The sequence below is a fragment of the Actinophytocola gossypii genome (assembly GCF_025165815.1).
GTDB classification, from domain to species: Bacteria; Actinomycetota; Actinomycetes; order Mycobacteriales; family Pseudonocardiaceae; genus Actinophytocola; species Actinophytocola gossypii.
The window spans coordinates 37,494-59,035 of record NZ_JAFFZE010000029.1 but is presented as its reverse complement, the minus strand read 5'-3'; the positions used below and the strand labels follow the sequence as shown (position 1 = coordinate 59,035).

Annotated in this window: 20 protein-coding genes and 1 riboswitch; of the genes, 5 read left to right on the top strand and 15 right to left on the bottom strand. The window is 71.8% G+C overall.

The annotated features are described in order from the left end of the window. Positions 1–16: 16 nt before the first annotated feature. The 4 genes from JT362_RS32960 to JT362_RS32945 form a co-directional block, all read right to left on the bottom strand. Positions 17–1,057: a family 2 encapsulin nanocompartment cargo protein polyprenyl transferase gene (locus JT362_RS32960; protein ID WP_260195801.1), complete on the bottom strand. Its 1,041-nt coding sequence runs from the start codon at positions 1,055–1,057 to the stop codon at positions 17–19. A 3-nt stretch (positions 1,058–1,060) separates the two neighbouring features. Then, entirely contained in the window at positions 1,061–2,461 is a 1,401-nt protein-coding gene (locus JT362_RS32955; RefSeq protein ID WP_260195800.1) for a family 2B encapsulin nanocompartment shell protein, read from the bottom strand. Positions 2,462–2,557: 96 nt separating this feature from the next. Then, positions 2,558–3,979, bottom strand: a complete 1,422-nt coding sequence (locus tag JT362_RS32950) for a family 2B encapsulin nanocompartment shell protein (RefSeq protein WP_375546592.1) — start codon at positions 3,977–3,979, stop codon at positions 2,558–2,560. Between the two features lie 310 nt (positions 3,980–4,289). Continuing rightward, a complete protein-coding gene (locus JT362_RS32945; protein WP_260195799.1) occupies positions 4,290–4,565 on the bottom strand; it encodes a hypothetical protein in 276 nt (91 codons plus the stop codon). A gap of 105 nt (positions 4,566–4,670) precedes the next feature. On the opposite strand from JT362_RS32945, the gene JT362_RS32940 reads away from it, so the two are divergent. Both JT362_RS32940 and metE read left to right on the top strand, forming a co-directional pair. Then, positions 4,671–5,522 (top strand): helix-turn-helix domain-containing protein, encoded by an 852-nt coding sequence (locus JT362_RS32940; RefSeq protein WP_260195798.1) that lies wholly within the window; start codon positions 4,671–4,673, stop codon positions 5,520–5,522. Next, positions 5,521–5,727: riboswitch (cobalamin riboswitch) on the top strand. (Overlaps the previous gene by 2 nt.) Positions 5,728–5,839: 112 nt before the next feature. Next, positions 5,840–8,098, top strand: coding sequence for a 5-methyltetrahydropteroyltriglutamate--homocysteine S-methyltransferase (gene metE / locus JT362_RS32935; protein ID WP_260195797.1), 2,259 nt, complete (start codon positions 5,840–5,842; stop codon positions 8,096–8,098). A gap of 1 nt (position 8,099) precedes the next feature. Here the strand turns inward: metE and JT362_RS32930 are convergent, their stop codons facing one another. Next, a complete protein-coding gene (locus tag JT362_RS32930) occupies positions 8,100–9,083 on the bottom strand; it encodes an aldo/keto reductase (RefSeq protein WP_260195795.1) in 984 nt (327 codons plus the stop codon). A gap of 85 nt (positions 9,084–9,168) precedes the next feature. Here JT362_RS32930 and JT362_RS32925 point away from each other — a divergent pair, with 85 nt between their 5' ends. Both JT362_RS32925 and JT362_RS32920 read left to right on the top strand, forming a co-directional pair. Further along, positions 9,169–10,074, top strand: coding sequence for a LysR family transcriptional regulator (locus tag JT362_RS32925; RefSeq protein WP_260195794.1), 906 nt, complete (start codon positions 9,169–9,171; stop codon positions 10,072–10,074). Then, positions 10,071–12,830: a glycoside hydrolase family 2 TIM barrel-domain containing protein gene (locus tag JT362_RS32920; RefSeq protein ID WP_260195793.1), complete on the top strand. Its 2,760-nt coding sequence runs from the start codon at positions 10,071–10,073 to the stop codon at positions 12,828–12,830. The genes JT362_RS32925 and JT362_RS32920 overlap by 4 nt, the downstream gene beginning before the upstream one ends. Here the strand turns inward: JT362_RS32920 and JT362_RS32915 are convergent. The 6 genes from JT362_RS32915 to JT362_RS32890 form a co-directional block, all read right to left on the bottom strand. Further along, on the bottom strand, positions 12,827–14,098 hold the full coding sequence (locus JT362_RS32915) for a ricin-type beta-trefoil lectin domain protein (protein WP_260195792.1): 1,272 nt from the start codon (positions 14,096–14,098) through the stop codon (positions 12,827–12,829). The two genes, JT362_RS32920 and JT362_RS32915, sit on opposite strands and share 4 nt — an antisense overlap. Before the next feature lie 106 nt (positions 14,099–14,204). Further along, positions 14,205–14,711, bottom strand: coding sequence for a YflT domain-containing protein (locus JT362_RS32910; RefSeq protein ID WP_260195791.1), 507 nt, complete (start codon positions 14,709–14,711; stop codon positions 14,205–14,207). Positions 14,712–14,810: 99 nt separating this feature from the next. Continuing rightward, positions 14,811–15,119: a GNAT family N-acetyltransferase gene (locus tag JT362_RS32905; RefSeq protein WP_260195790.1), complete on the bottom strand. Its 309-nt coding sequence runs from the start codon at positions 15,117–15,119 to the stop codon at positions 14,811–14,813. A gap of 21 nt (positions 15,120–15,140) precedes the next feature. Beyond that, complete coding sequence (locus JT362_RS32900) at positions 15,141–15,566, bottom strand: hypothetical protein (protein WP_260195788.1); 426 nt, start codon at positions 15,564–15,566, stop codon at positions 15,141–15,143. Continuing rightward, the gene (locus JT362_RS32895) at positions 15,559–15,939 is read right to left on the bottom strand and encodes a hypothetical protein (RefSeq protein WP_260195787.1); all 381 of its coding nucleotides are present in this window, start codon (positions 15,937–15,939) and stop codon (positions 15,559–15,561) included. Before JT362_RS32895 ends, JT362_RS32900 begins: the two co-directional genes overlap by 8 nt. Before the next feature lie 11 nt (positions 15,940–15,950). Beyond that, a complete protein-coding gene (locus tag JT362_RS32890) occupies positions 15,951–16,703 on the bottom strand; it encodes a GntR family transcriptional regulator (RefSeq protein ID WP_260195786.1) in 753 nt (250 codons plus the stop codon). A gap of 195 nt (positions 16,704–16,898) precedes the next feature. Here JT362_RS32890 and JT362_RS32885 point away from each other — a divergent pair, with 195 nt between their 5' ends. Continuing rightward, positions 16,899–17,060 (top strand): hypothetical protein, encoded by a 162-nt coding sequence (locus tag JT362_RS32885; protein WP_260195785.1) that lies wholly within the window; start codon positions 16,899–16,901, stop codon positions 17,058–17,060. On the opposite strand, the gene JT362_RS32880 is transcribed toward JT362_RS32885, so the two are convergent. Genes JT362_RS32880 through JT362_RS32865 form a run of 4 tightly spaced genes read right to left on the bottom strand, consistent with a single transcriptional unit; the run spans position 17,050 to position 21,364 of the window. Next, entirely contained in the window at positions 17,050–17,766 is a 717-nt protein-coding gene (locus tag JT362_RS32880) for a hypothetical protein (protein ID WP_260195784.1), read from the bottom strand. The genes JT362_RS32885 and JT362_RS32880 overlap by 11 nt on opposite strands. Next, a complete protein-coding gene (locus tag JT362_RS32875) occupies positions 17,763–18,698 on the bottom strand; it encodes a hypothetical protein (RefSeq protein ID WP_260195783.1) in 936 nt (311 codons plus the stop codon). The genes JT362_RS32880 and JT362_RS32875 overlap by 4 nt, the downstream gene beginning before the upstream one ends. A gap of 1 nt (position 18,699) precedes the next feature. Continuing rightward, a complete protein-coding gene (locus tag JT362_RS32870; RefSeq protein ID WP_260195782.1) occupies positions 18,700–20,835 on the bottom strand; it encodes an NACHT domain-containing protein in 2,136 nt (711 codons plus the stop codon). Then, positions 20,816–21,364 (bottom strand): toll/interleukin-1 receptor domain-containing protein, encoded by a 549-nt coding sequence (locus JT362_RS32865; protein WP_260195781.1) that lies wholly within the window; start codon positions 21,362–21,364, stop codon positions 20,816–20,818. Before JT362_RS32865 ends, JT362_RS32870 begins: the two co-directional genes overlap by 20 nt. Positions 21,365–21,542 lie beyond the last annotated feature (178 nt).

The following is a 21,542-nucleotide window of genomic DNA, read 5'->3' as shown; positions in this document are numbered from 1 at the left end:
TGCTCTGTGTCGCGACTCAGTGGTCGCGGTCGGTGACCATGCGGGCCAGGGCTTCCAGCTCGACCGCCGGCATGCCGCGGACCGCGGTGTCGCGGAGCTGGTCCAGCGCGCGGGTGAGCAGTGCGTCGGCCTCGGTCCGGCTCCACTCCCGGCCGCCGGCCGCCTCGACCAGCGCCGCGGCCCGTTCGAGCTCGGGGTCGGACAGCGGCGCGGTGCCGGCGTAGAGCGCCGCCAGCTCCGCGCCGGCCGCCGTGCCCGACGCCAGCGCGGACACGACCGGGAGCGACTTCTTGCGGTTGCGCAGGTCCGAGTAGACCGGCTTGCCGGTGGCCGCCGGGTCGCCCCAGATGCCGAGCAGGTCGTCGACGTGCTGGAAGGCGAGGCCGAGGTGCTCACCGAACAGCCGCATCCGGCGCACCTGCTCGTCGTCCGCGCCGCCGAACAACGCGCCGAGCGCGCACGAGCAGCCGATCAGCGCGGCGGTCTTGTGCGCGGCCATGTCCTCGCACTCGCTCACCCCGACCGCGTCCCGCTGCTCGAACGCCATGTCGGCGCTCTGCCCGTCCACCAGGTCCTGCACGGCCGCGGACAGCATCCGCATGCCCCGCCCGGCCGCCGGGTAGCCGCTCGCGGCGAGCACGTCCAGGGCGAGGGTGAGCAGCGCGTCGCCGGCCAGGATCGCCGCGCCGATGCCGAACTGGTGCCACGCGGTCGGGCGGTGCCGGCGGGTGGTGTCGCCGTCCATCACGTCGTCGTGCAGCAGCGAGAAGTTGTGCGCCAGCTCCACCGCCACCGCCGCCGGCACCGACTCCCGGGGCGAGCCCCCGGTCGCCGCGGCGCTCAGCAGCACCAGCGCCGGCCGCAGCGCCTTGCCGGCCGGGGCCGGTTCCCCGCCGCCGTCGGCGTCCCACCAGCCGAGGTGGTAGCCGGCGACCCGGCGCATCGACGCGGGCAGCGTGTCCACAGCGGCGTGCAGCGCCGGGTCGACCAGGGCACGGCTCCACGCGAGGGTCTCCGGCACGGTCTCCCGCGCCGGTGTCAGCTCCGGTGCGGCCACGGGTCAGCGTCCGATCTCGACGTGCTCGAGTACGCCGAGCGCGTCGGGGATCAGTACCGCGCAGGAGAAGTACGCACTGACCAGGTACGAGATGATCGCCTTGTCGTCGATGCCCATGAACCGCACGTTCATGCCCGGCGACACCTCGTCGTCGATCCCGGTCTCGTGCAACCCGATGACACCCTGGTCGTCCTCGCCGGTGCGCATGGCCAGGATCGAGCTGAGGTGCCCGTCGGTGATCGGGATCTTGTCGCACGGCAGGATCGGCACCCCGCGCCACGACTGCACCACGCTGCCCTGGACCTCGATGCTGGCCGGGTAGATCGAGCGGGCGGTGCACTCGCGGCGGAACGCGGCGATCGTGCGCGGGTGGGCGAGGAGCAGCTTCGTCTTGCGCCGCCGGGACAGCAGCTCGTCGAGGTCGTCCGGGGTCGGCGGGCCGGTACGGGTGAAGATCCGCTGCTTGAGGTCGGCGTTGTGCAGCAGACCGAAGTCCGGGTTGTTGATCATCTCGTGCTCCTGCCGTTCGCGGAGCGCCTCGACGGTCAGCCGGATCTGCTGTTCGGTCTGGTTCATCGGGTCGTTGTAGAGGTCGGCGACCCGGGAGTGCACCTTGAGCAGGGTCTGCACGACCGACAGCTCGTACTCGCGCGGCTTGAGCTCGTAGTCGACGTAGGTGCCGGGCAGGTCGACCTCGCCGGCGTGCCCGGACGACAGGTCGATCGACGCCTCGCCGTGCTTGTTCTGCGCGCCGGCCGGCTTGGCCAGTTCGGCGGCGATGTGCGCGCGCAGGGCGTCGGACTGGCCGTTCAGCTGCCGGAACGACTGGCCGGGCAGGACGAGCACGGTGCACGGGGTGATCGCCTTCGCGGTGAAGTCCCAGGTGGACTCCGTGCCGGCGAGTACGTCGCTGCCGAAGTGGGCGCCGTCGGCGAGCACGTCCAGCACGACGGTCTCGCCGAACTCGCTGGTACCGAGCTTCTGCACCTTCCCGTGCGCCAGCAGGAACAGCTCCTCGCGCCGCTGTCCCTTCTGGACGATCAGGTCGCCCGGTTCGAACTCGCGCTGCTCGAACCGTCCGGCGAGCGCCGCCAGCGCCGCGTCGTCGGTGAAGTCCCGCAGCAGCGGCAGCTCGCGCAGCTCGGCCGGCACCACCTGGATGTCGGTGCCGACGTTGACGAACGTCAGCCGCCCGTCGCCGATCGCGAGGTTGAGCCGCCGGTTGACCCGGTAGACCGCGCCCTTGGCCTCCACCCAGGGCAGCATCCGCAGCAGCCAGCGCGGAGTGATGCCGCGCATCTGCGGCACGGTCTTGGTTGTGGTGGTCAGGTTGCGCGCGGCCCTGGTGCTCAGGCTACGCCGAACCGTCGCCTCGATCCGGACGTCCGTCTCGACCGTGGTCACAGTTCCGCCTCCCCGGATTCATCCCTTGTGGTCGCGTTGGGGAGCGTGCGTTCGGCTTGGTCACGTACCTGTGGCCGGGTTGCGAGATCTCTCATCTCAGTCCTCCCGGCCGAGTTCGACGTTCTCCAGGACCCCGAGCGCGTCCGGCACCAGGATCGCCGTCGAGTAGTACGCGCTGACCAGGTAGGACACGATCGCCTTCGGGCTGATGCCCATGAACCGCACGGACAGGCCGGGTTGGTACTCGTCGGGGAGGCCGGTCTGGTGCAGGCCGATCACGCCCTGCTGCTCCTCGCCGACTCGCATCGCCATGATCGACGTGGTGCGGGTCTCGGAGATGCCGATCTTGTTGCACGGGAACATCGGGATGCCGCGCCACGCGGGGATGCGATGGCCGCCGACGTCCACGGTGTCCGGGTAGACGCCGCGCTTGTTGCACTCTCGGCCGAACGCGGCGATCGTGCGCGGGTGGGCCAGGAACAGGGTCGGGTTCTTCCACACCACGGAGAGCAGCTCGTCCAGGTCGTCCGGGGTCGGCGGGCCGCTGCGGGTGTGCAGGCGGTGGCCGAGGTCGGCGTTGGCCAGCAGCCCGAAGTCGGGGTTGTTGACCATCTCGTGTTCCTGGCGCTCGCGCAGCGCCTCGATGGTCAGCCGCAGCTGCTGCTCGACCTGGTCCATCGGGTCGTTGTAGAGGTCCGAGACGCGGCTGTGCACACGCAGCACGGTCTGTGCGACGGACAGCTCGTACTCGCGCGGCGCCAGCTCGTAGTCGACGAAGGTGCCGGGCAGGTCGGGCTCGCCGTCGTGGCCGGAGGCCAGCTCGATCGAGGCCTCGCCGTGCGGGTTCTGCGCGGCCAACTGTCCACTTCGGAAGTTTTCGAGCTGGGTGCGCAGCGTCTCGGACCGGTCGAGCAGTTCGTCGAACGCGGACTGCGGCAGCATGAGCACGGTGCACGGTGTGACGGCCTTGACCGTGAACTCCCACATGCTCTGCGGATCGGCGAGCGACGCCGAGCCGAAATAGTCGCCGTTCGCGAGCGTGCCGAGCACGGTCTCGTCCCCGTAATGCCCCGGGCCGACCTTGTTCACTTTTCCGTGCGCGATGAGGAACGCCTCGTTGGACTCGTGGCCGAACTCCACGATGACGTCGCCGGCGGCGTATTCCCGTCGCTCGAACCGGCCGGCGAGGGCGTCGAGCACCTCCTGGTCGTCGTAGCCGCGCAGGAGCGGCAGCTCGCACAGCTCGGCGGGAATCACCCGGATGTCCGAACCGGTGTTCGCGAACGTCACGCGGCCGTCGCCGACCGAGTAGGTGAGCCGGCGGTTCACCCGGTAGGTGCCGCCGGACACCTCGACCCAGGGCAGCATCCGGAGCAACCAGCGGGACGAGATGCCCTGCATCTGCGGCACGGACTTCTTGGTCGTAGCCAGGTTCCGCGCGGCGGTCGTCGCCAGGCTCTGTTGCTGGCTCGCACCGTTCTCCTGCAGTCCGGGCGCCACTGGCTCGGTCACCGTCACAACGCACACCACCAATCGGGATTTCGGAAGGGCGGCCTCCAATGTGCACGGTCCGGCCTCTCCCGGGCAGTCGCCCAAGAGAGTGAGAAATGTTCGTAATTCGACTGGAAAGAAAGTCGAGAAATGATCACGCGGTACGGTGAGAAACGACTCCACTGTGCGTAGTCACGGACGGAACGTTACTCCACTCGGGCAACCTAATTCGGCACTCGGGTGGTTTCTGCGAAACAGTGGGCGAGTGCTCGTCACCGGAGTGGCCTCGCCCGTTCGGGCGGTTGTCCTACCGAGCGTCCGTGCCGGCCGGCGCAGGTCAGGACGCCTGGGAGGAGAAGACCCGTTCGGACTTCGGATCGCCCCGTTCCGGCTGGGCGAGCGCGCGGGTGGCCAGGTCGACGAACCGCTGCAGCGCGCGGCGCTCGAAGACCAGTTCCACGCCGACCTGCCAGGTGCCGACGCTGAACTCGAAGTCGCGGTGCGGGTTGATCCGGCACTCCATGTGCGCGTCCACCGGGATGCCCACCCACGACGACAGCTGCACCGAGTGCTCGACCGGCCCCGGCTCGATCACCTTGTATCCCTCAGTCACATGTAGAACGCTACGTTGTTGTCCGCTCGGATGTGAAGTCCTCCTTTCGAGTGGTGACAACCTGAGCCGTCTATCGGCAAGCTGAGAGCGTCGAGAGGAGACGTGATGGCGAGGACCGCACTGCGGCACCAGGTCGCCGCCGGTCTGCGTGCCCTGCGTGAACAGGCCGGGGTCACCCGCGAGGAGGCGGCCACGGTGATCCGCGCGAGCGTGCAGACCGTCGGCCACATCGAGACCGCCCGGTCGCTGCCCAACGGCCTGCAACTGGAGAAGCTACTGGCCCACTACGGCGTTCCGGAACGCATCCCGCACTACCTCGAGCTCCGCGAGCGGGCCAGGAACAGTGTCGACTGGTGGCAGGGCAAAGCCGCGGCGGTACCGGCCTACCGGGCGCTGTTCTTCGGCGGCGAGGCGACCGCCGAGCGCGTCGAGGCGTGGGACCCGATGCAGGTCCCCGAGCTGGCCAGGACCCCGGAGTATGCCGCCGCGCTGCTCCGCGCCACCGAGCCGGACCTCGCGGCCGAGGAGGTCGAGCGGCGCGTGGACCTGCTGGTCTGCCGGCAGCGCGAGGTGCTGGACGGTGACGTGGCGACCGTGTCGCTGCTGTTCGGCGAGGCCGCGCTGCGCTGGCCGGTCGGCACGCCCGAGGTGATGGCGGCACAGGCCGAGTACCTGGTGGAGCTGGCCGCGCGGCCGGGGTTCGAGCTGTGGGTGCTGCCGCTGGACGCCGGCCGGCGCGGGATCTCCCTGCCGTTCACCGTGCTGTCCTTCCCCCACCTCGACGGCTCCGGCGAGGAGACGGGCGCGGTCTACGTCGAGACGCTGGTCGACGGCCACTACTACGGGCGCGGCGACCAGGTGGACCGGTACCGGGCGGCGTTCGAGGGAGTGCGCGCGGCCGCGATCGCCGTCGGCGACGACCCGGAGTTCGTGCGCGGCGCGGTCGGCGGCGGGTAGGGTCGGGCTCGCTGGTGGTTCACCCCGCTCGGGGTGAGGCAAGAGGGAACCCGGTGTGATTCCGGGACTGCCCCGCAGCGGTGAGTGGGAACGACCGCCGTCAGGTGCACTGGACGTTTTTTGTCTGGGAAGCGACGGTCAGTAGGTCGCCAGGGTTCTGGTGGTGCCCGCGAGTCCGAAGACCTGCCACTGGTCCGTGTGCCGCCTGGTGCGCGGAGTCCGACGGCCTCGCGGGTGGGCCGGGCGGTGCCCGTCTGTGGTGCCCTCGCGCGTCCGCCGGCCGTCGGCGTGAACTGAGCTCGCGAGGAGAGAGAGCAGTGACCCACTCGACCCCAAGTCCGACCGTCGGCGCCACCGTGCTCGGCTATCCCAGGATCGGCCCGCGCCGGGAACTCAAGCGCGCGCTGGAGGACCACTGGGCCGGCCGCACCGACGAGGCCGCGCTCGCCGAGGTCGCCGCCCGGCTGCGTGCCGACACCTGGGCGGAACTGGCCGCGTCCGGCCTGGACTCGGTGCCCGGCAACACGTTCTCCCACTACGACCACGTGCTCGACACCGCGGTGTTGTTCGACGCGGTACCGCCGCGGTTCCGCGACCTCGGCCTGTCCCCGCTGGGCACCTACTTCGCCATGGCCCGCGGCCGGGACGGAGTGGCGCCGCTTGAGCTGACCAAGTGGTTCGACACCAACTACCACTACCTGGTCCCCGAACTCGGCCCGGACACCGTGTTCGCCCTGGCCGGCGACAAGCCGGTGGCCGAGTTCACCGAGGCCCTGGACCAGGGCGTGCGCACCAGGCCGGTGCTGCTCGGCCCGCTGACGTTCCTGCTGCTGGCCAAGGCCGCGCCCGGCGCCCCGGCCGGGTTCGCCCCGCTCGAGCTGCTGGAACCGCTCGTCGACCGCTACGTCGAGCTGCTCGGCCGGCTCGCCGCAGCCGGCGCGGACTGGGTGCAGCTCGACGAGCCGGCGTTCGTCGCCGACCGGTCGGACGCCGAGCTGGCCGCGCTGCGCGAGGTCTACGCCCGGCTCTCCGCCGTGCCGGACCGGCCGCGGCTGCTGGTCGCCGGGTACTTCGGCGGGTTCGGGCCCGCGCTGCCGGTACTCGCCGGCACCGGCGTGGAGGCGATCGCGCTGGACGCCGTGGCCGCGCCGGAGGTGCTCGACGAGATCCCCTCGGTGCCCGCGTTGCGGGACAAGGAGGTCGTGCTCGGCGTGGTCGACGGCCGCAACGTGTGGCGCACCGACCCGGGCCGCGCGCTCGCCGCGTGCGCGTCGATGTTCGGGTCGGTCGGCGCCCTGTCGGTCGGCACCTCGTGCTCGCTGCTGCACGTGCCCTACGACCTGTCCGCCGAGACCGGGCTCGACCCGGCCGTCCGCGCGCGGCTCGCGTTCGCCAGGGAGAAGGTCGGCGAGGTCGTGGCGTTCGCCCGCGCACTGCGCGAGCCGGGTGCGACACCGCCGCCGGTCGGGTCCGTCGCGCCGCGCCGCGACGACGCCGTGCGGGCCAGGGCCGCGTCGGTCACCCCGGCCGACCTGTCCCGCGCCCCGTACCCGCAGCGCGCGGCCGCGCAGCGCGACCGGCTCGGCCTGCCGCCGCTGCCGACCACCACGATCGGCTCGTTCCCGCAGACCGGCGAGGTCCGGCGGGCCCGCGCCGACCTGCGCGCCGGCCGGCTGGACCGGGCCGGGTACGAGGCGCGGATGCGGGCCGAGATCGAGCGGGTCATCCGCGACCAGGAGCGGCTCGGGCTGGACGTGCTCGTGCACGGCGAGCCGGAGCGCAACGACATGGTGCAGTACTTCGCCGAGCACCTCGACGGGTTCGCCGCCACCGAGCACGGCTGGGTGCAGTCCTACGGCTCGCGGTGCGTGCGCCCGCCGATCCTGCACGGCGACGTGTCCCGGCCGGCGCCGATCACCGTGCCGTGGAGCGCCTACGCGCAGTCGCTCACCACGGCACCGGTCAAGGGCATGCTGACCGGGCCGGTGACGATCCTGGCCTGGTCGTTCGTCCGCGACGACCAGCCGCTCGCCGACACCGCGCGGCAGGTCGCGCTGGCCCTGCGCGACGAGATCGCCGACCTGGAGTCCGCCGGGATCGGCGTCGTCCAGGTCGACGAACCCGCCCTGCGCGAGCTGCTCCCCCTCCGGACGTCAGCTCGCAAGTCGTACCTGGCCTGGGCGGTCGACGCGTTCCGGCTCGCCACCGGCGGTGCCGCGCCGGCCACCCAGATCCACACCCACCTGTGCTACTCCGAGTTCGGCGACGTCATCGAGGCCATCGACGGCCTCGACGCCGACGTCACGACGATCGAGGCCGCCCGCTCCCGGATGGAGGTCCTCGACGACCTGCACGCCATCGGCTTCCGGCGCGGCGTCGGGCCGGGGGTGTACGACATCCACTCGCCGAACGTGCCGTCCACCGGGGAGGTGGCCGACCTGCTGGCCGCCGCGCTGCGGGTGGTTCCGGCCGACCGGCTGTGGGCCAACCCGGACTGCGGCCTGAAGACCCGCGGCTACGCCGAGGTCGACCGGGCCCTGGCGAACCTGGTGGCGGCGGCCCGCGCCAGCCGGTGAACTAGCCGGAGACGGAGTCGAGGTGGGTCAGCTGCTCGTCCGAGAGCTTCAGCTCCAGGGCGGGCAGCGCCTCCGTCAACTGCGCGAACGTGCGCGGCCCGACCAGGCTCACCGCCGCCGGCCCGGTCTGGTGCAGCAACCACGCCAGTGCCACCTGGTTCGGCGTTGCCCCGAGGTCGGCGGCCAGCTCCTCGACGGCGGCGAACCGGGCGTCGGCGTCCGGGCCGCGGAACGAGTCCATGATGTGGTGGGCCCGCTTCGCCGGGTTCCCGAAGGCACCCTTGACCAGCGGCGAGTACGCGACCAGCGTCAGGTCCGGGTTGTGCCGCAGGTGGTGGAGCTGCTCGTCACCGACGATGGACCGCAGATCCGCGCCCGGCCGCGGTCGTAGGTACGAGTACTGCTGCTGAAGCGCCACCGGCGCGGGCCAGCCGTGCCGGTCGCACAGGGCGCGGATCCGTTCCAGCCGCCAGGTTCGTACGTTCGACCAGCCGAGGTACCGGATCTTCCCGGCGGCGACCAGGCCGGCGAGTGCGTCGAGGGTCTGCGCCAGCGGGGTGTCCAGGTCGTCGACGTGCACGTAGTACAGGTCCACGTGGTCGGTGCCGAGCCGCCGCAGGCTCTCGTCCAGCTCGCGGCGCAGGGTCGCGGCGCCGGCGCCGGAGTAGGTCGCGGCGCCGGGGTTGTCGCGCCAGCGTTCGGTGTCGGGCACCCAGGCGCTGCCCTTGGTGGCGAGGAAGACGTCCTCGCGCCGGCGGCCGGCCAGCCAGCGCCCGAGCAGTTCCTCGCTCTCCCCGCCGGTCCGGCCGGGCTCGGTCCACCAGGCGTAGCAGTTCGCGGTGTCCACGAAGGACCCGCCGGCGTCGAGGTAGTGGTCGAGCATCCGGCGGGACTCCTCCTCTCCGGTCATCGTGCCCATCAGCATGGCGCCGAGAGCGAGCTGGCTGACCTGCTCGCCGGTGCGCCCCAGTTCGATCGTCCGCATGGTGAGGACGCTAGAAGGACGCCGACCGATACGTCCAATGCGCGGACTCGACTCGTCCGATACGGATGGCGCATGATCCGTGGTCATGGACACCAGGCACGTCCGCGCGTTCGTCGCGGTCGCCGACGAACTGCACATGGGCCGGGCCGCCGAGCGGCTCGCGGTCAACCAGCCGACGCTGAGCCGGCAGGTCGCCGCGCTGGAGCGGGAGCTGGGGGTGCCGCTGTTCGACCGCTCCCGCCGCCGGCTCGCGCTCACCCCGGCCGGTGCGGAGTTCGTCGAGGGCGCCCGGGGTCTGGTCCGGCGCGCGGAGACGCTCGTCGACTGCGCCCGCCGGGCCCAGCGCGGCGAGCTGGGGGTGCTGCGGGTCGGGTTCGTGCAGTCCGCGACGTTCCGGGCGCTGCCCCGGCTGCTCGCCGGGTTCCGCGAGGTGTGCCCGGACGTCGAGGTGCGGGTGACCGCGATGACCACGCTGAGCCAGAAGGCGGCGCTGCGCGACGGGTCGCTCGACGCTGGCCTGTTCCGGCCGTTCTTCGACGAGCCGGGCATCGCCACCCGCACGCTGTCGCGGGACCCGCTGGTGGCCGCGCTGCCGGCCGGGCATCCGCTCGCCGTCCGCGACCGGATCGCGCTCGCCGACCTCGCCGGCGAGGAGTTCGTGTGCTACTCCCGCGAGTCCGGGCCGTCGGTGTACGACCGGATCGTCGGGCACTGCCTGGCCGCCGGGTTCACCCCGCGGATCACCCAGGACGCGCTGGACGTGCAGACGATCGTCGCGCTGGTCGCCGCCGGGGTCGGGGTGTCGCTGCTGATCGCGCCGACCCCGCACAGCGACGAGCGCGCGGTGGTCTTCCGGCCGCTGACCGACGACCTCCCGCTCTGGGAGCTGGCACTCGCCTGGTCCCCGGCGAACCGTTCGAAAGTTCTCGCCCGCCTGCTCGACACCGTTTCGATCTATCCTGAGGACAGCCGAGATGCGGGGGTTGAATGAGTTACCACGACGACTACGCGCCATCGTCCGGGACGCGGGCGCCGAGGGCCGCGCTGAGCTCCGACGCGCCCCGGCTGGACCTGAGCGGGGACTGGCGGTTCCGCCTTTCGTCCACAGTGGACGTGCCGGACGACTTCGCCGCCCCGGAGTTCGACGACTCCGGGTGGGACACGCTCCCGGTGCCGTCGCACTGGCCGCTGCACGGGTACGGTGCGCCCGCGTACACGAACGTGGTGTACCCGTTCCCGGTCGACCCGCCGCACCCGCCGGAGCGGAACCCGACCGGCGACCACCGCCGTGAGTTCGAGCTACCGGACGGCTGGGCGGACACCGCGACCGTGCTGCGGTTCGACGGCGTCGACTCCTGCGCGCGGGTCTGGCTCAACGGCACGGAGTTGGGCTTCTTCACCGGCAGCCGGCTACCCACCGAGTTCGACGTCGGTCCGCTGCTGCGGCCGGGGCGCAACGTGCTCGCCGTGCGGGTGCACCAGTGGTCGGCGGCGAGCTACCTCGAGGACCAGGACATGTGGTGGCTGCCCGGGATCTTCCGCGCGGTCACGCTCCAGCGCCGCCCGGCCGGCGGGCTCGACGACGTCTTCGTGCACGCCGACTACGACCACACCACGGGCCTGGGAACGCTGCGGGTCGACACGCCGGTACCCGCCACGGTGTCCGTGCCGGGGCTCGGGCTCGCCGCGCTGCCGACCGGCGCGCCGGTGACCGTGCCGGTGTCGCCGTGGTCGGCGGAGTCGCCGACGCTCTACGACGCCACGGTCACCACCGTGGGGGAGACCGTGCGGTTACGGGTCGGGTTCCGCACGGTGTCCATCGTGGACGGTGTGCTGCTGGTGAACGGCGAGCCGCTGGCGCTGCGCGGGGTGAACCGGCACGAGTTCCACACCGAGCACGGGCGCGCGCTGCCCCGGGGCACCATGCTGGACGACGTGCTTGCCATGAAGCGGCACAACATCAACGCCGTGCGCACCAGCCACTACCCGCCGGACTCCGCATTCCTCGACCTGTGCGACGAGTACGGCCTGTGGGTCGTCGACGAGTGCGACCTGGAAACCCACGGGTTCGAGCTCGTCGGCTGGCGGAACAACCCGTCCGACGACCCGGCATGGCTGGCGTCCTATCTGGACCGGATGCGGCGCACCGTCGAGCGGGACAAGAACCACCCCAGCATCGTGCTGTGGTCGCTGGGCAACGAGAGCCACACCGGCGCGAACCTGGCCGCGATGGCCGACTGGACGCGCGACCGCGACCCGTCCCGTCCGGTGCACTACGAGGGCGACGCCGACTGCTCCTATGTGGACGTCTACAGCCGGATGTACGCGAGCCACGCCGAGACCGACGAGATCGGTGCCACGCCGGGGAAGCCGTTCGTGCAGTGCGAGTACGCGCACGCGATGGGCAACGGGCCGGGCGGGCTGGTGGAGTACGTCGAGCTGTTCGACCGGCATCCCCGGTGTGCCGGCGGGTTCGTGTGGGAGTGGATCGACCACGGCCTGCGGCACCCGGAGCACGGCTACGCCTACGGCGGCGACTTCGGCGAGCCGGTGCACGACGGGAACTTCGTGATCGACGGCCTGCTGTTCCCGGACCGCACGCCGTCACCCGGGCTGCTGGACGTGAAGAAGGTCTACGAGCCGGTCCGGTTCGCCTTCGCCGACGACACGCTGACCGTCACTCCGAAACGCGGTGACCTGTCCGGCCTGCGCGTCGAGTGGACGATGCCGGACGGCACCACCGGCGAGTTCGACCTGCCGGCCGAGGGCGGAACCGTCCCGTTGCCGCCCGTGCCGGAGACCGCGGAGGAGACCTGGCTGACCGTGCGCGCGGTACTCGCCGCGGACACGCCGTGGGCGGAGCGCGGGCACGAGGTGGCATGGGCACAGCACCGCCTCTGCGACCCGGCCGGCCTGCGCGAGCACTGGCCCGGCGTCCGCCCATCGCGAATCGAGGACGGAATCACGTTCGGCCCGGGGGAGTTCGACCGCACCGGCAGGCTGACGTCGTTCGCCGGGTTCCCGGTCGGCACGCCCCGGCTCGAACTGTGGCGCGCGCCCACCGACAACGACCGCCTCGCCCGGCTGCACGACACCTGGACGGCGAACGGCCTGCACCGCCTCACCCACCGGGTGGACGAGGTCGTGGTGGGCCAGGACCTGCTGGCCCGCACCCGGGTCGCCCCCGCCGGCACCGATCGCGGCGTCCGCGTCGACTACGACTGGAAGTCCCTGCGCGACGGCCTGCTGCTGGCGGTGCACGTCACCCCCGAGGGCGAGTGGCCGGAGCCGATCGCGACCCTGGCGGTGTCGCTGTCGCTGCCGCCGACCCTGGACCGGGTGCGCTGGTTCGGCAAGGGCCCCGGCGAGTCCTACCCGGACACCGGCTCGGCCGCGCGGATCGACACCTTCGAGTCCACCGTGGACGACATGCAGACCCCGTACGTGCGCCCGCAGGAGAACGGGCGCCGGGGCGGGGTCCGCTGGGCGACGGTGACCGACCCGTCCGGGCGCGGCCTGCGGATCACCGGCCTGCCGCTGTTCGGCCTGACCGTCCGCCGCTGGACGCCGACGGCCCTCGCGGACGCCCGGCACCCGACCGAGCTGGTACCCGGCCCGACGGTCGAGCTGACCCTCGACGCCGGCCACCACGGCATCGGCACGGCGTCCTGCGGACCGGGCACCCTGCCCGACTACGAGCTGTTCCTGTCCGAAACGGAGTTCACGGTGCTACTGGAACCGGTCTAGCCGACCGTCCACTTCTGGTTGGCGGTGCCGCCGCACTCCCAGATCTGCAGCCGGGTGCCGTTGGCGGGGTTGTTGTCGGTCACGTCGAGGCACTTGTTCGCCGCGATGTTGACGATGTCGTTGGCACCGCTGATCGCCCAGCGTTGCGCGCCGGTGCCGTTGCAGTCGTAGAGCTGGACCTTGGCGCCGTTCGCGGTGGAGCCCGCGGTGACGTCGAGGCACTTGCCGAGCGCGCGGATCGAGCCGTCGCCGGGGACCGACCACTGCTGGGCGGCGGTGCCGTTGCAGTCCCAGAGCTGCACCGGGGTGCCGTTGGCGCTGTTCGCGCCGGCCACGTCGACGCACTTGCCGGCCAGGCCGCGGATCGGGCCGCCGCCGCCCCCACCACCGCCGTACTCGTCGGTGACGCGGACGTAGTCGATCGTCAGGGTGTTCGGGAACGGGGTGCTGGCGTCGGGGTCACCCGGCCAGTAGCCGCCGACCGCGAGGTTGAGGATCATGAAGAACGGCTTGTCGAACACCCACTGCCGGCCGCCGAGGTCGGCGGGGGTCCTGGTCTGATAGACGTTCCCGTCGACCGACCAGGTGATCCGGTTCGGCGCCCACTCGACCGTGAACGTGTGGAAGCCGTCGGCGAACCGGGGCCCGTTGTACGCGGCGCCGATGCCGCCGGAGCCGGAGTAGCCGGGTCCGTGGATGGTGCCGTGCACGGTGTTGGGCTCGCGGCCGATGTTCTCCATGATGTCGATCTCGCCGCTCTGCGGCCAGCCGACGTTGCCGATGTCGTTGCCCAGCATCCAGAACGCGGGCCACATGCCCTGCCCGTGGGACATCTTGATCCTGGCCTCGAACGTGCCGTAGGTCTGGGTGAACCGGCCCGCGGTGTTGAGCCGCGCCGAGGTGTACTCGCAGCGGCCGTACCAGCACTGGTAGTTGTTCGGGTTCTCCCGCCGCGCGGTGATCACCAGGTTGCCCTGGCCGTCGTGCACGGCGTTGCGGGTGGAGTTCGTGTAGTACTGCCGCTCGTGGTTGTTCTCGTTGTCGCCGGTCTCCAGCTGCCACTTCGAGGTGTCGACGGGAGTGCCGGCCGGCAGGTTGAACTCGTCCGCGAATGTCACGGCGGCGACCCCCGCATCGGGTGTCGCCGCCGGACCGGGCGCCCCGGCCGCCGGGGAGCTCAGCGCCACGGCGGAGCCGAGCACGGCCGAGGACAGCGCCGTCAGGAGGGCGGTGAATCTGAGTCGTCGTGAGCAGGGGTGTGTGGACATCGTTGTCACCACCGACGAATCGCTTTGTTGTTGGTAGCAACAAAGATGCCATGGTCCAGACCACGCTCACAAGGTCTGGACCATGATTTCCGAAACCGGTTCCGGACTAGCGCGCGTCCACCGGCCGCATCGCCAACCTGGCCAGCAGGTCCCGGCCCTGCTCGGCGTGCCGAGGCTTGCTGAGCACGTCGTAGCGGCGGGCGACCAGCTGGCTGTGCGAGACGAAGTCACGCTGTCCTCGGGTCGCGCCGTAGCGCATCGCCGCCGACGCCAGGCCGAACACCACACCCGAGCCGAGACCGATCAGGATCGGCCCCAGCCCGGCACCCGGCGTGAACAGGCTCAGCAGCAGACCCACGAACAGACCCAGCCAGGCACCGGACGCGGCGCCGCCGCCGAGCACCCGGCCCCAGGTCAACCGGGCCGCGACCCGTTCGACCACCATCGGCTCGACCCCGACGATCGTCACCTCCTGGACCGGGAAGTTCTCGTCAGCGAGGTGGTCGACCGCCCGCTGCGCCTCCGAGTAGGTGTCGTAGGAACCGATCGGCCAGCCATCCGGCAGGGTCGGCAGGTTCGTCGGCGACGGCGTCGGCGCGAATGCTGTCGTCATGTCGGATTCACCTCCTGTGAAAAGAAAGTCCTACCCGGCACAACGCCTCGGTAACCGCGTCTGTGCCCAGGTCGGGCAGGTTCACAGGGTGTTCTCAGCTCACTCGCGGGCGTCGTCGGGCGGCGCCTGTACGTGGCCCTCGTAGCGCTCGCGGTTCTTGCTCAGGTACCGCGCGATGAACGGGCACACCGGCACGATCACCTTCTCCCGGACCACCGCGTCGTCCAGCGCGCCGCCCGCCAGGACCTTGCCAAGGCCCTGGCCGGAGAACTCGTCGTCGACCTCACTGTGGGTGAACACGATGCGGTTGCCGCTGTCGTGGTACTGGGCGAAACCGGCGACCCGGTCACCGACGTGGAGCTCGTACCGGTACTTCTCCGGATTGTGCTCGACCCTCGCCTCGGGCATGCGTACCTCTTCTCACCGACGTCACCGACTCCCCGCCGATCGTTCCAGAGATCGGCCCGAGACGCGCAGCCACCACAGGCCGAGCAGTGGCAGCACGGCCGGCACGAACCCGTAGCCCCGGCCGTAGTCCGACCACACGGTGGCGTCCGGGAACGCCGCCGGGTCGACCAGGCTGAACGTGCCGACGGCCAGCACCCCGACCAGCTCGACCACGATCGACACCGTGGCCACGGTCCGGGACGTGCGGTCGCCACGCGCCAGGCACACGGTCGCCAGCACGTAGACCACGGCGGCGAACGCGGACAGCAGGTACGCCAGCGGCGCGTCGCCGAAGCGGGTGCCGAGCTGCACCGCCGAGCGCGCGGTCGCGGCCAGCGCGAACACCGCGTACACGGCGATCAGCAGCCGGCCTGGCCCGGAGCGGGTGCGGGCCGCCACGTCAGCCATGCGCGTTCCAGACCTGACCGAGCCGCAGGATCATCACCGGCACCGTGAGGCAGCCGATCACCAGCACGCCGGGACCCCAGCGGGTGCGCTCGACGAGCCCCCAGAAGGCCGCGAGCGGAACGATCAGCACCGGGCCGACCAGGTAACCGACGAACGACAGCCCGTCGAGCTCACGCTCGGTGGTGACCATCGCCACGATGCCGGCGACCGCCTGCGCGAGCAGACCCAGCTCCAGCAGGGCCACCACGGCGAGCGCCCCCAGCCCGTGCCACCGGTCCGGCCGCACCGGCTGCCCGGCGATCACCAGCACGAGCGCCCACAACGCCGCACCCAGCGCGACGAAGGTGAGCGTGGTGGCCAGTACGTCGTTCATCGCGCTCGATCCTAGGAGTCGCCGCGCCCCGTCCAGCCAGAGGTCTCGATGGCCGCGAGGCCACGGCGCACGAGCGTCTGGGTCAGTGCCGAGGCCAGGTCGGCGTCGCGGTCCTCGTAGGCGCGCAGCAGCCGCTCGTGGTCGGCGACCGAGGCGCCGAGCCGGCCGGGCAGCGACAGGCTCAGGTGCCGCAGCTGCAGGGTCCGCACGCCGACGCCGTCCAGCACACGGCGGACCGTGCGGTTGCCCGCGATGGACGCCTCGTAGTTCCGGAAGTCGACGTTGAGCCAGAAGTACCGGTCGACATCGCCCGCGTCGGCGGCTTGTTCGAGCCGGTGTTGAAGGTCCCGGAGCGTGCCGAGTTCGGATTCCGTCGCATTCTCCACAATACGCCGGCTCACCAATGCATACAGCGTGGAACGTAGCTCGTAGATATCCCGCACCTCGTCCAGCGACAGCCGCCGCACCCTGGGTCTGCGGTGCGCGTTGATCTCCACCAAACCCTCGCGTTCCAGGGTCAGCAACGCCTCCCGGACCGGGGTGCGACTGCTCTGGAACATCCGTGCCAACTCGACGGAGTTCAGGTCGTCGCCCGGGTGCAGCCTGGACTCCACAATGGCCGTGCCGACCGAGACCAGGATCTGGTCGACCACGCTGGTGGCGCGCTCCGAGCGCCCGAGTACACGCATGATCTCGAGGTGCCCGGCGGACGGTTCGGTGCCGAAGGGGCGAACCGCCGGTTTTCCGTCGGATCTGGCGTTCATGGCGGCCGATAATAGCGGCGGTAATCCCGCGCGCTCGGTGGCCCGGGCGACTCGGCCGGCCCGAAGGTGGTCCGCCTCGTTTCCGGTTCCGGTGGGAAACAGGAAACCCGTTGCCGCCCGGCGCTCCGGGCCCGGACCATGGATTTCACCGAACAACGGCCCGAGGGAAATCGGGCCCGGTGGAAGGGATTCGCCATGACGGTCGTGGTCTCGTTCTCGACGGTTCTTCGGATCGCTCTCTGGCTGGTCGTCGTCGGGGTGCTCGCCGGCGCGCTGCTGCTCGGGCAGCCAACCGACGCGCCGGCCGGCGGTGGCGACGGGGCGGCGGGCGCGCGGACGCATGTGGTCACCGAGTGACCGGACGCAGCCGGTCCCGCAGGAGCACGGTCTTCCCGTCGGACACCACGAGCGTGTCCCCGGTGACCCGGTAGGTGGTGGCGCCGTTGCGGGCCAGCCAGCCGTCCGGCCGCTGGCCGGCCCGCAGCGAGATCACGTTCTCCGGCGTCGCCGGCCGGCCCCTGCGCCGGCCGTCGTAGAACACCTGGCCGCCCGGCAGCCGGCAGAGGGTGACCAGGTGCCGGTCGGTCCGGTAGGCGGCGACCAGCGTGGCACCGGGTTCCGGCAGGTGCCGGGCCACCGGCTCGGGGCAGGGGACCGGGGCGCCGGCGGGCTCGGCCGGCGCGGTTCCGTCGTCGTCCGGTGCCAGCCCGCCGAACAGCTGGACCAGCAGGGCCACGCCGACTCCGACGGCGGCGACCACGGACAACACGCCGACGACTCGGCGGACCCCGCCGTCGCTCGCCGGAGGTGCCGGTGCCGGCGGGGAGGCCGGTGCGCGGTCCGGCGGGGTGCCGCCGAACGGGCGTTCCAACGCCCGCACGGCTTCCCGGGACGGGCCGAACCGCTGATCGGGCTCGAGCTGCCGCCACGGCATCGGCACGGGCGGCTCGACCACCCGGCACAGCGCCGTCCGATCGCCGTCACAGATCCGGCAGGCGGCCGAGTCCAGCGTGTTGTTCGTCTCGCACTCGGCGCAGGACCAGACCGTCAGGGGAACGGTCACCGATCCTCCTCCGGCTCACCGACGGCCGGCGGTGCGTCCTTCGGGGTGTCCTTTCCGGACTCCTGATCCGCGGCGGCGAGCGAGGCGCGGATCCGGTCCCTTCTGGACAGTCGCTTCCCGGTGTCCGGCTTCGGACCCATCTTGTCGCCGAGGACCCGCTCGGCGATGTACTCGCGCACCCGGCTCTTGTCGAACGCCTCCACGTCGTCGCCGGAGGACAGGTACATCCGCATCGCCTCGAGCTGGAACATCCGCTCCAGCTCGGTGCCGTCGGCCTCCTGCGCGAACAACGCGTCCGGATCGCCGTCGTGCAGCGCGAGCCACTGCGCGAACATCTCGTTCTTGCCGCCATCGACCACCTGCCGCATGTCCCCGCGCCGCATGCCGCCCAGCCGCGCCTGCCGGCGCACCTCGTGGATCGCCGACGTCCCGCCCGTCTCCAGTTCGACGGTGAACTCGCCGAGCCGCGCCGCCGAGTTGCCGTAGTACCGGTCCAGCGCGGAGTTCATCGCCGCCTCGGCCGCGGCCACGTCCAGCACGTCGTAGCGCTGCGACACCGCGCGCAGGATCTTGACCAGCCGGGGCCGGACGGCCGAGGTCATGTCCCGGATGTTGTTGGTGGTGACCATCACCGGGTTCGTCACCTGGCAGTTGAACGACACCGTGGTGTCGAACCGGAACGACGGGTCCTGGCTGGGCAGCGCCACCGTCAGCTCCAGCCCGTAGTTCCCCAGGTCGACCAGGTGCGAGCGGCGGTAGTTGCCGAACACGCGGTCGGGCACCCGTTCGCCGGGCAGCACCACCAGCGGCTCGCCGCGCGCCGGCTCGAGCACCAGGGCGGTGCCCATCCTCGGCGGGGTCAGCGCGCCGAGCCGCAGCCGTGGCAGCTCGGTGGTCTCCAGGATCGGGTCGTAGGTCTTCTGCTCCGGCACGTCAGTCCTCTCCCGCCTCGGCGAGCTGATCGAAGATGTGCGCGGCGGCCGGCGACGGGTCGTCCTCGTCGGTGGCCCACCGCTCCAGGTGGTGTTGCAGGCGCCGCAGGTCGGTCGGACCGCGGTCCACGATCCCCGCGACGATGTCCAACACGGCTTCGTGTGCGGCCGGATCGCGGTCGGCCACCCGCAGCCAGTCCCGCAGCGCGTCCAGCGCGAGCGGCCGCACCGGCGGGCAGGACAGCGCCCGGCCCCACAGCTCGGGCAGCTCGTCGGCGTGCCGGTGCGCCTCGGCCAGCAGCACGGGCGTGGTGGCGCCGTCGGTGGTGGCGCCGAGCGCGTAGGCGAACACGGTGAGCGCCCGGACCACCTGGTCGCTGTCGTCCTGCGGCTCGCTCCAGTCGAGCAGCGCCCGCAGCACCCGCCCGGCCTGGCCGGCCTCGACCAGCGCGAGGCCGCCGAGCACCACCGGTTCGAGGAGCCCCCAGGTCCCCTCGGTCGCCAGCGTGCGCAGCAGCCGCACCGCCCGGTCGGGCGCGGCCAGGCCGAGCGGCCCGCCGGCGGCCAGCGCGGCCGTCGACGGGAGTCGGCTGTCCTCGTCGGACACGTCGGCCGCCCACTGGTCGAGCAGCGTCCACACCCGCTCGGTGTGCTGGTCGAGCCGGCCGGCCACGCCGAGCGCGATCGCCACGCTGTGCCGGCGGGCTGGGTCCGTGCTCTTCGCCCAGGGCAGCAGGTAGCGGTGCAGCGCGTGCTGGAAGTCCAGCACGGCCAGCATGCCGGCGGCGGTCGCCGCCCTGGCCCGCACCTCCACGTCGGAGTGCCCGGCCAGGTCCGCCAGCCAGGCGAGGATCTTCGTCCGCATACCGTCGAGCTCGTACCAGGCGTGGCTGAGCACGGCCTGCTGCAGCCGCGGCCCGCGGAACCGGACCACCTCGCGCACCGCCGACCCGCCGTCGGGATCCGGCGGGGCCAGCTCGATCCAGCTGTGGTCGGCGACGAGTGCCCGGCGGTAGCGCAGCGCCTCGTCGTCCAGCTCGTCGACGAACGAGCGCGCGAGCCGCACCGCCGCGTCGGACACGGTGAGGTAGCTGGACTCCTCAAGGACCGCCGTGGCCAGCGCGAACGCCACCTCCGCGGGCGGCAGCTCGCCGGCCAGCCAGTCGCGGGCCTGCGCGTCGGGTTCGCGCAGCGACTCCAGCGCCTCGGCCAGGTCGCGCCGGTCGCGCAGCGCGCCGAGCACGGCGTCGGCGACCTGCACGGCGAAGCTCGGATGGGGCCGCTCGGCCAGCACCTCGGCGAGGACGCCGGCCACCTCGGGCTCGGCGAGCCGCCGGTCCAGCGCGTCGGGATGGATCTCCATGCCGCTGACCAGCACCCGGTTCCGGACCACCTCGGCCAGTTCCGGCGGTCCGAGGTGCGGCATGACGAACTCGTCGCGCCGGGTGGCCGCGGCGAGTTGGCCGCCCACCGCGCCGGTGATCACCACGAGGAAGCTGCCGGCCGCCTTGAGCAGTTCGCTGGTCCTGGTCAGCCAGGCGTCGTCGACGGCGTCCGCGGCGCAGGTGCGGCGGTGCACGCTCGCCGGCGAGCGGTCGTGCACGACATAGCCGGCGCCCTCGGCCGGCACCTGCCACACGGCGCTGCCCAGCATCGTCGACGGCAGCTCGAACACCGACGGCCGCCCGCCGGGCAGGAGCCCGTCGAGCAGCTTGAACGCCGTGGTCTCGCGGCCGATCCGGCTCGGCGCGGCCAGTACGACCAGGTGCCCGGTGCGCAGGACTCGCTCTGCGGCACGGAAGCCGGGTGCCTCGACGTAGCCGCGGAGCCGCTCGTAGAAGTGTCCGTCCGGTACGGGTGTCCCGCCCGACGTGGCGCCGGCCGGCGGCCGCCAGCCGACGCCGAAGTCGCCGGCGATCGTCACGGGCGCGTTGAAGACCGCGCCCGCGTTGATCACCTTGTCCATCCGCCGGGAGGTGATCTCTCTGGCCCTGGCGTGGTCGGTGCGCTCGCCCACGTCGGCCTTCAGCTGGGAGAGCGCCTGCTCCTGGCTCGGCGCGGCGGTGCGGGGCTCGGGTTGTTCCTCGGCCGCCGGTTCCGCCGCCGGCTTCTCGGCCTCAGTTGATGACGAAGTCACGCTGGACGGTCACCTGGTCGTTGAACTGCGCCTTGATCGTCGCGCGCTCGGGCTCGGGGGACGGGATGGGCTTCCCGGTGAGCTCGCGCAGCCGGTCCACCAGCGCCCCGAGGTCGAACGTGCTGTTCCGGAAGTCCACCCGGACGTCCTGGCACCTGGCCAGCCCGGCGATGTCGGCGGGCAGCGCGCCCGGCACGATCCGGGTGGCGTTCATCAGCACCGGGATCACCCGGACACCGTGCTCCAGCGCGGTCGCGATCTCCCGGCGAACGAAGTCCCGCTCGTTGTCGAGCAGGACATTTCCTGCGGCGTCGGCGGCGGTCAGCCAGTTCGGGCCGATGACCGCGAGCAGAATGTCCGAGTCGCGAACCGCGGCCATGATCTCGGTCTCGAAGTCGGCGCCCAGCGGAATGGACTCGGCGTCCCGGAACACCATTTCCCGGCCGAAGTGCCGGCTCAGTTCCTGATCAAGAAGCGTTGCGCCGTAGGGTTCGTCGGCCGTGCGGTAGTTGATGAATATCTTGGTCACGAATACAGGTTCCTTCGGTATGACGAATGTCAGTGCCCGGTGTGTGCCGGGCACTTTGCCAAGCCGTGCGGTGCCTGTCCAGCCTTACTGGGAAGTAGCCGACCGGGTCCAGCAACTGTCCATTCCTGGTGCATACTGGCCACTTTTCCGAGTAGGCCGAAAGCGGCCAAGAAATCCG

What these genes read in the sequence shown, in the direction of transcription:
- JT362_RS32940 (WP_260195798.1), top strand. Translation starts at nt 4,671, where the DNA reads ATGGCGAGGACCGCACTGCGGCACCAGGTCGCCGCCGGTCTGCGTGCC.
- JT362_RS32885 (WP_260195785.1), top strand. Translation starts at nt 16,899, where the DNA reads ATGACGGTCGTGGTCTCGTTCTCGACGGTTCTTCGGATCGCTCTCTGG.
- JT362_RS32895 (WP_260195787.1), bottom strand. Translation starts at nt 15,939, where the DNA reads ATGAACGACGTACTGGCCACCACGCTCACCTTCGTCGCGCTGGGTGCG.
- JT362_RS32905 (WP_260195790.1), bottom strand. Translation starts at nt 15,119, where the DNA reads ATGCCCGAGGCGAGGGTCGAGCACAATCCGGAGAAGTACCGGTACGAG.
- JT362_RS32925 (WP_260195794.1), top strand. Translation starts at nt 9,169, where the DNA reads ATGGACACCAGGCACGTCCGCGCGTTCGTCGCGGTCGCCGACGAACTG.
- JT362_RS32890 (WP_260195786.1), bottom strand. Translation starts at nt 16,703, where the DNA reads ATGAACGCCAGATCCGACGGAAAACCGGCGGTTCGCCCCTTCGGCACC.
- JT362_RS32915 (WP_260195792.1), bottom strand. Translation starts at nt 14,098, where the DNA reads ATGTCCACACACCCCTGCTCACGACGACTCAGATTCACCGCCCTCCTG.
- JT362_RS32910 (WP_260195791.1), bottom strand. Translation starts at nt 14,711, where the DNA reads ATGACGACAGCATTCGCGCCGACGCCGTCGCCGACGAACCTGCCGACC.
- JT362_RS32900 (WP_260195788.1), bottom strand. Translation starts at nt 15,566, where the DNA reads ATGGCTGACGTGGCGGCCCGCACCCGCTCCGGGCCAGGCCGGCTGCTG.
- JT362_RS32930 (WP_260195795.1), bottom strand. Translation starts at nt 9,083, where the DNA reads ATGCGGACGATCGAACTGGGGCGCACCGGCGAGCAGGTCAGCCAGCTC.
- JT362_RS32920 (WP_260195793.1), top strand. Translation starts at nt 10,071, where the DNA reads ATGAGTTACCACGACGACTACGCGCCATCGTCCGGGACGCGGGCGCCG.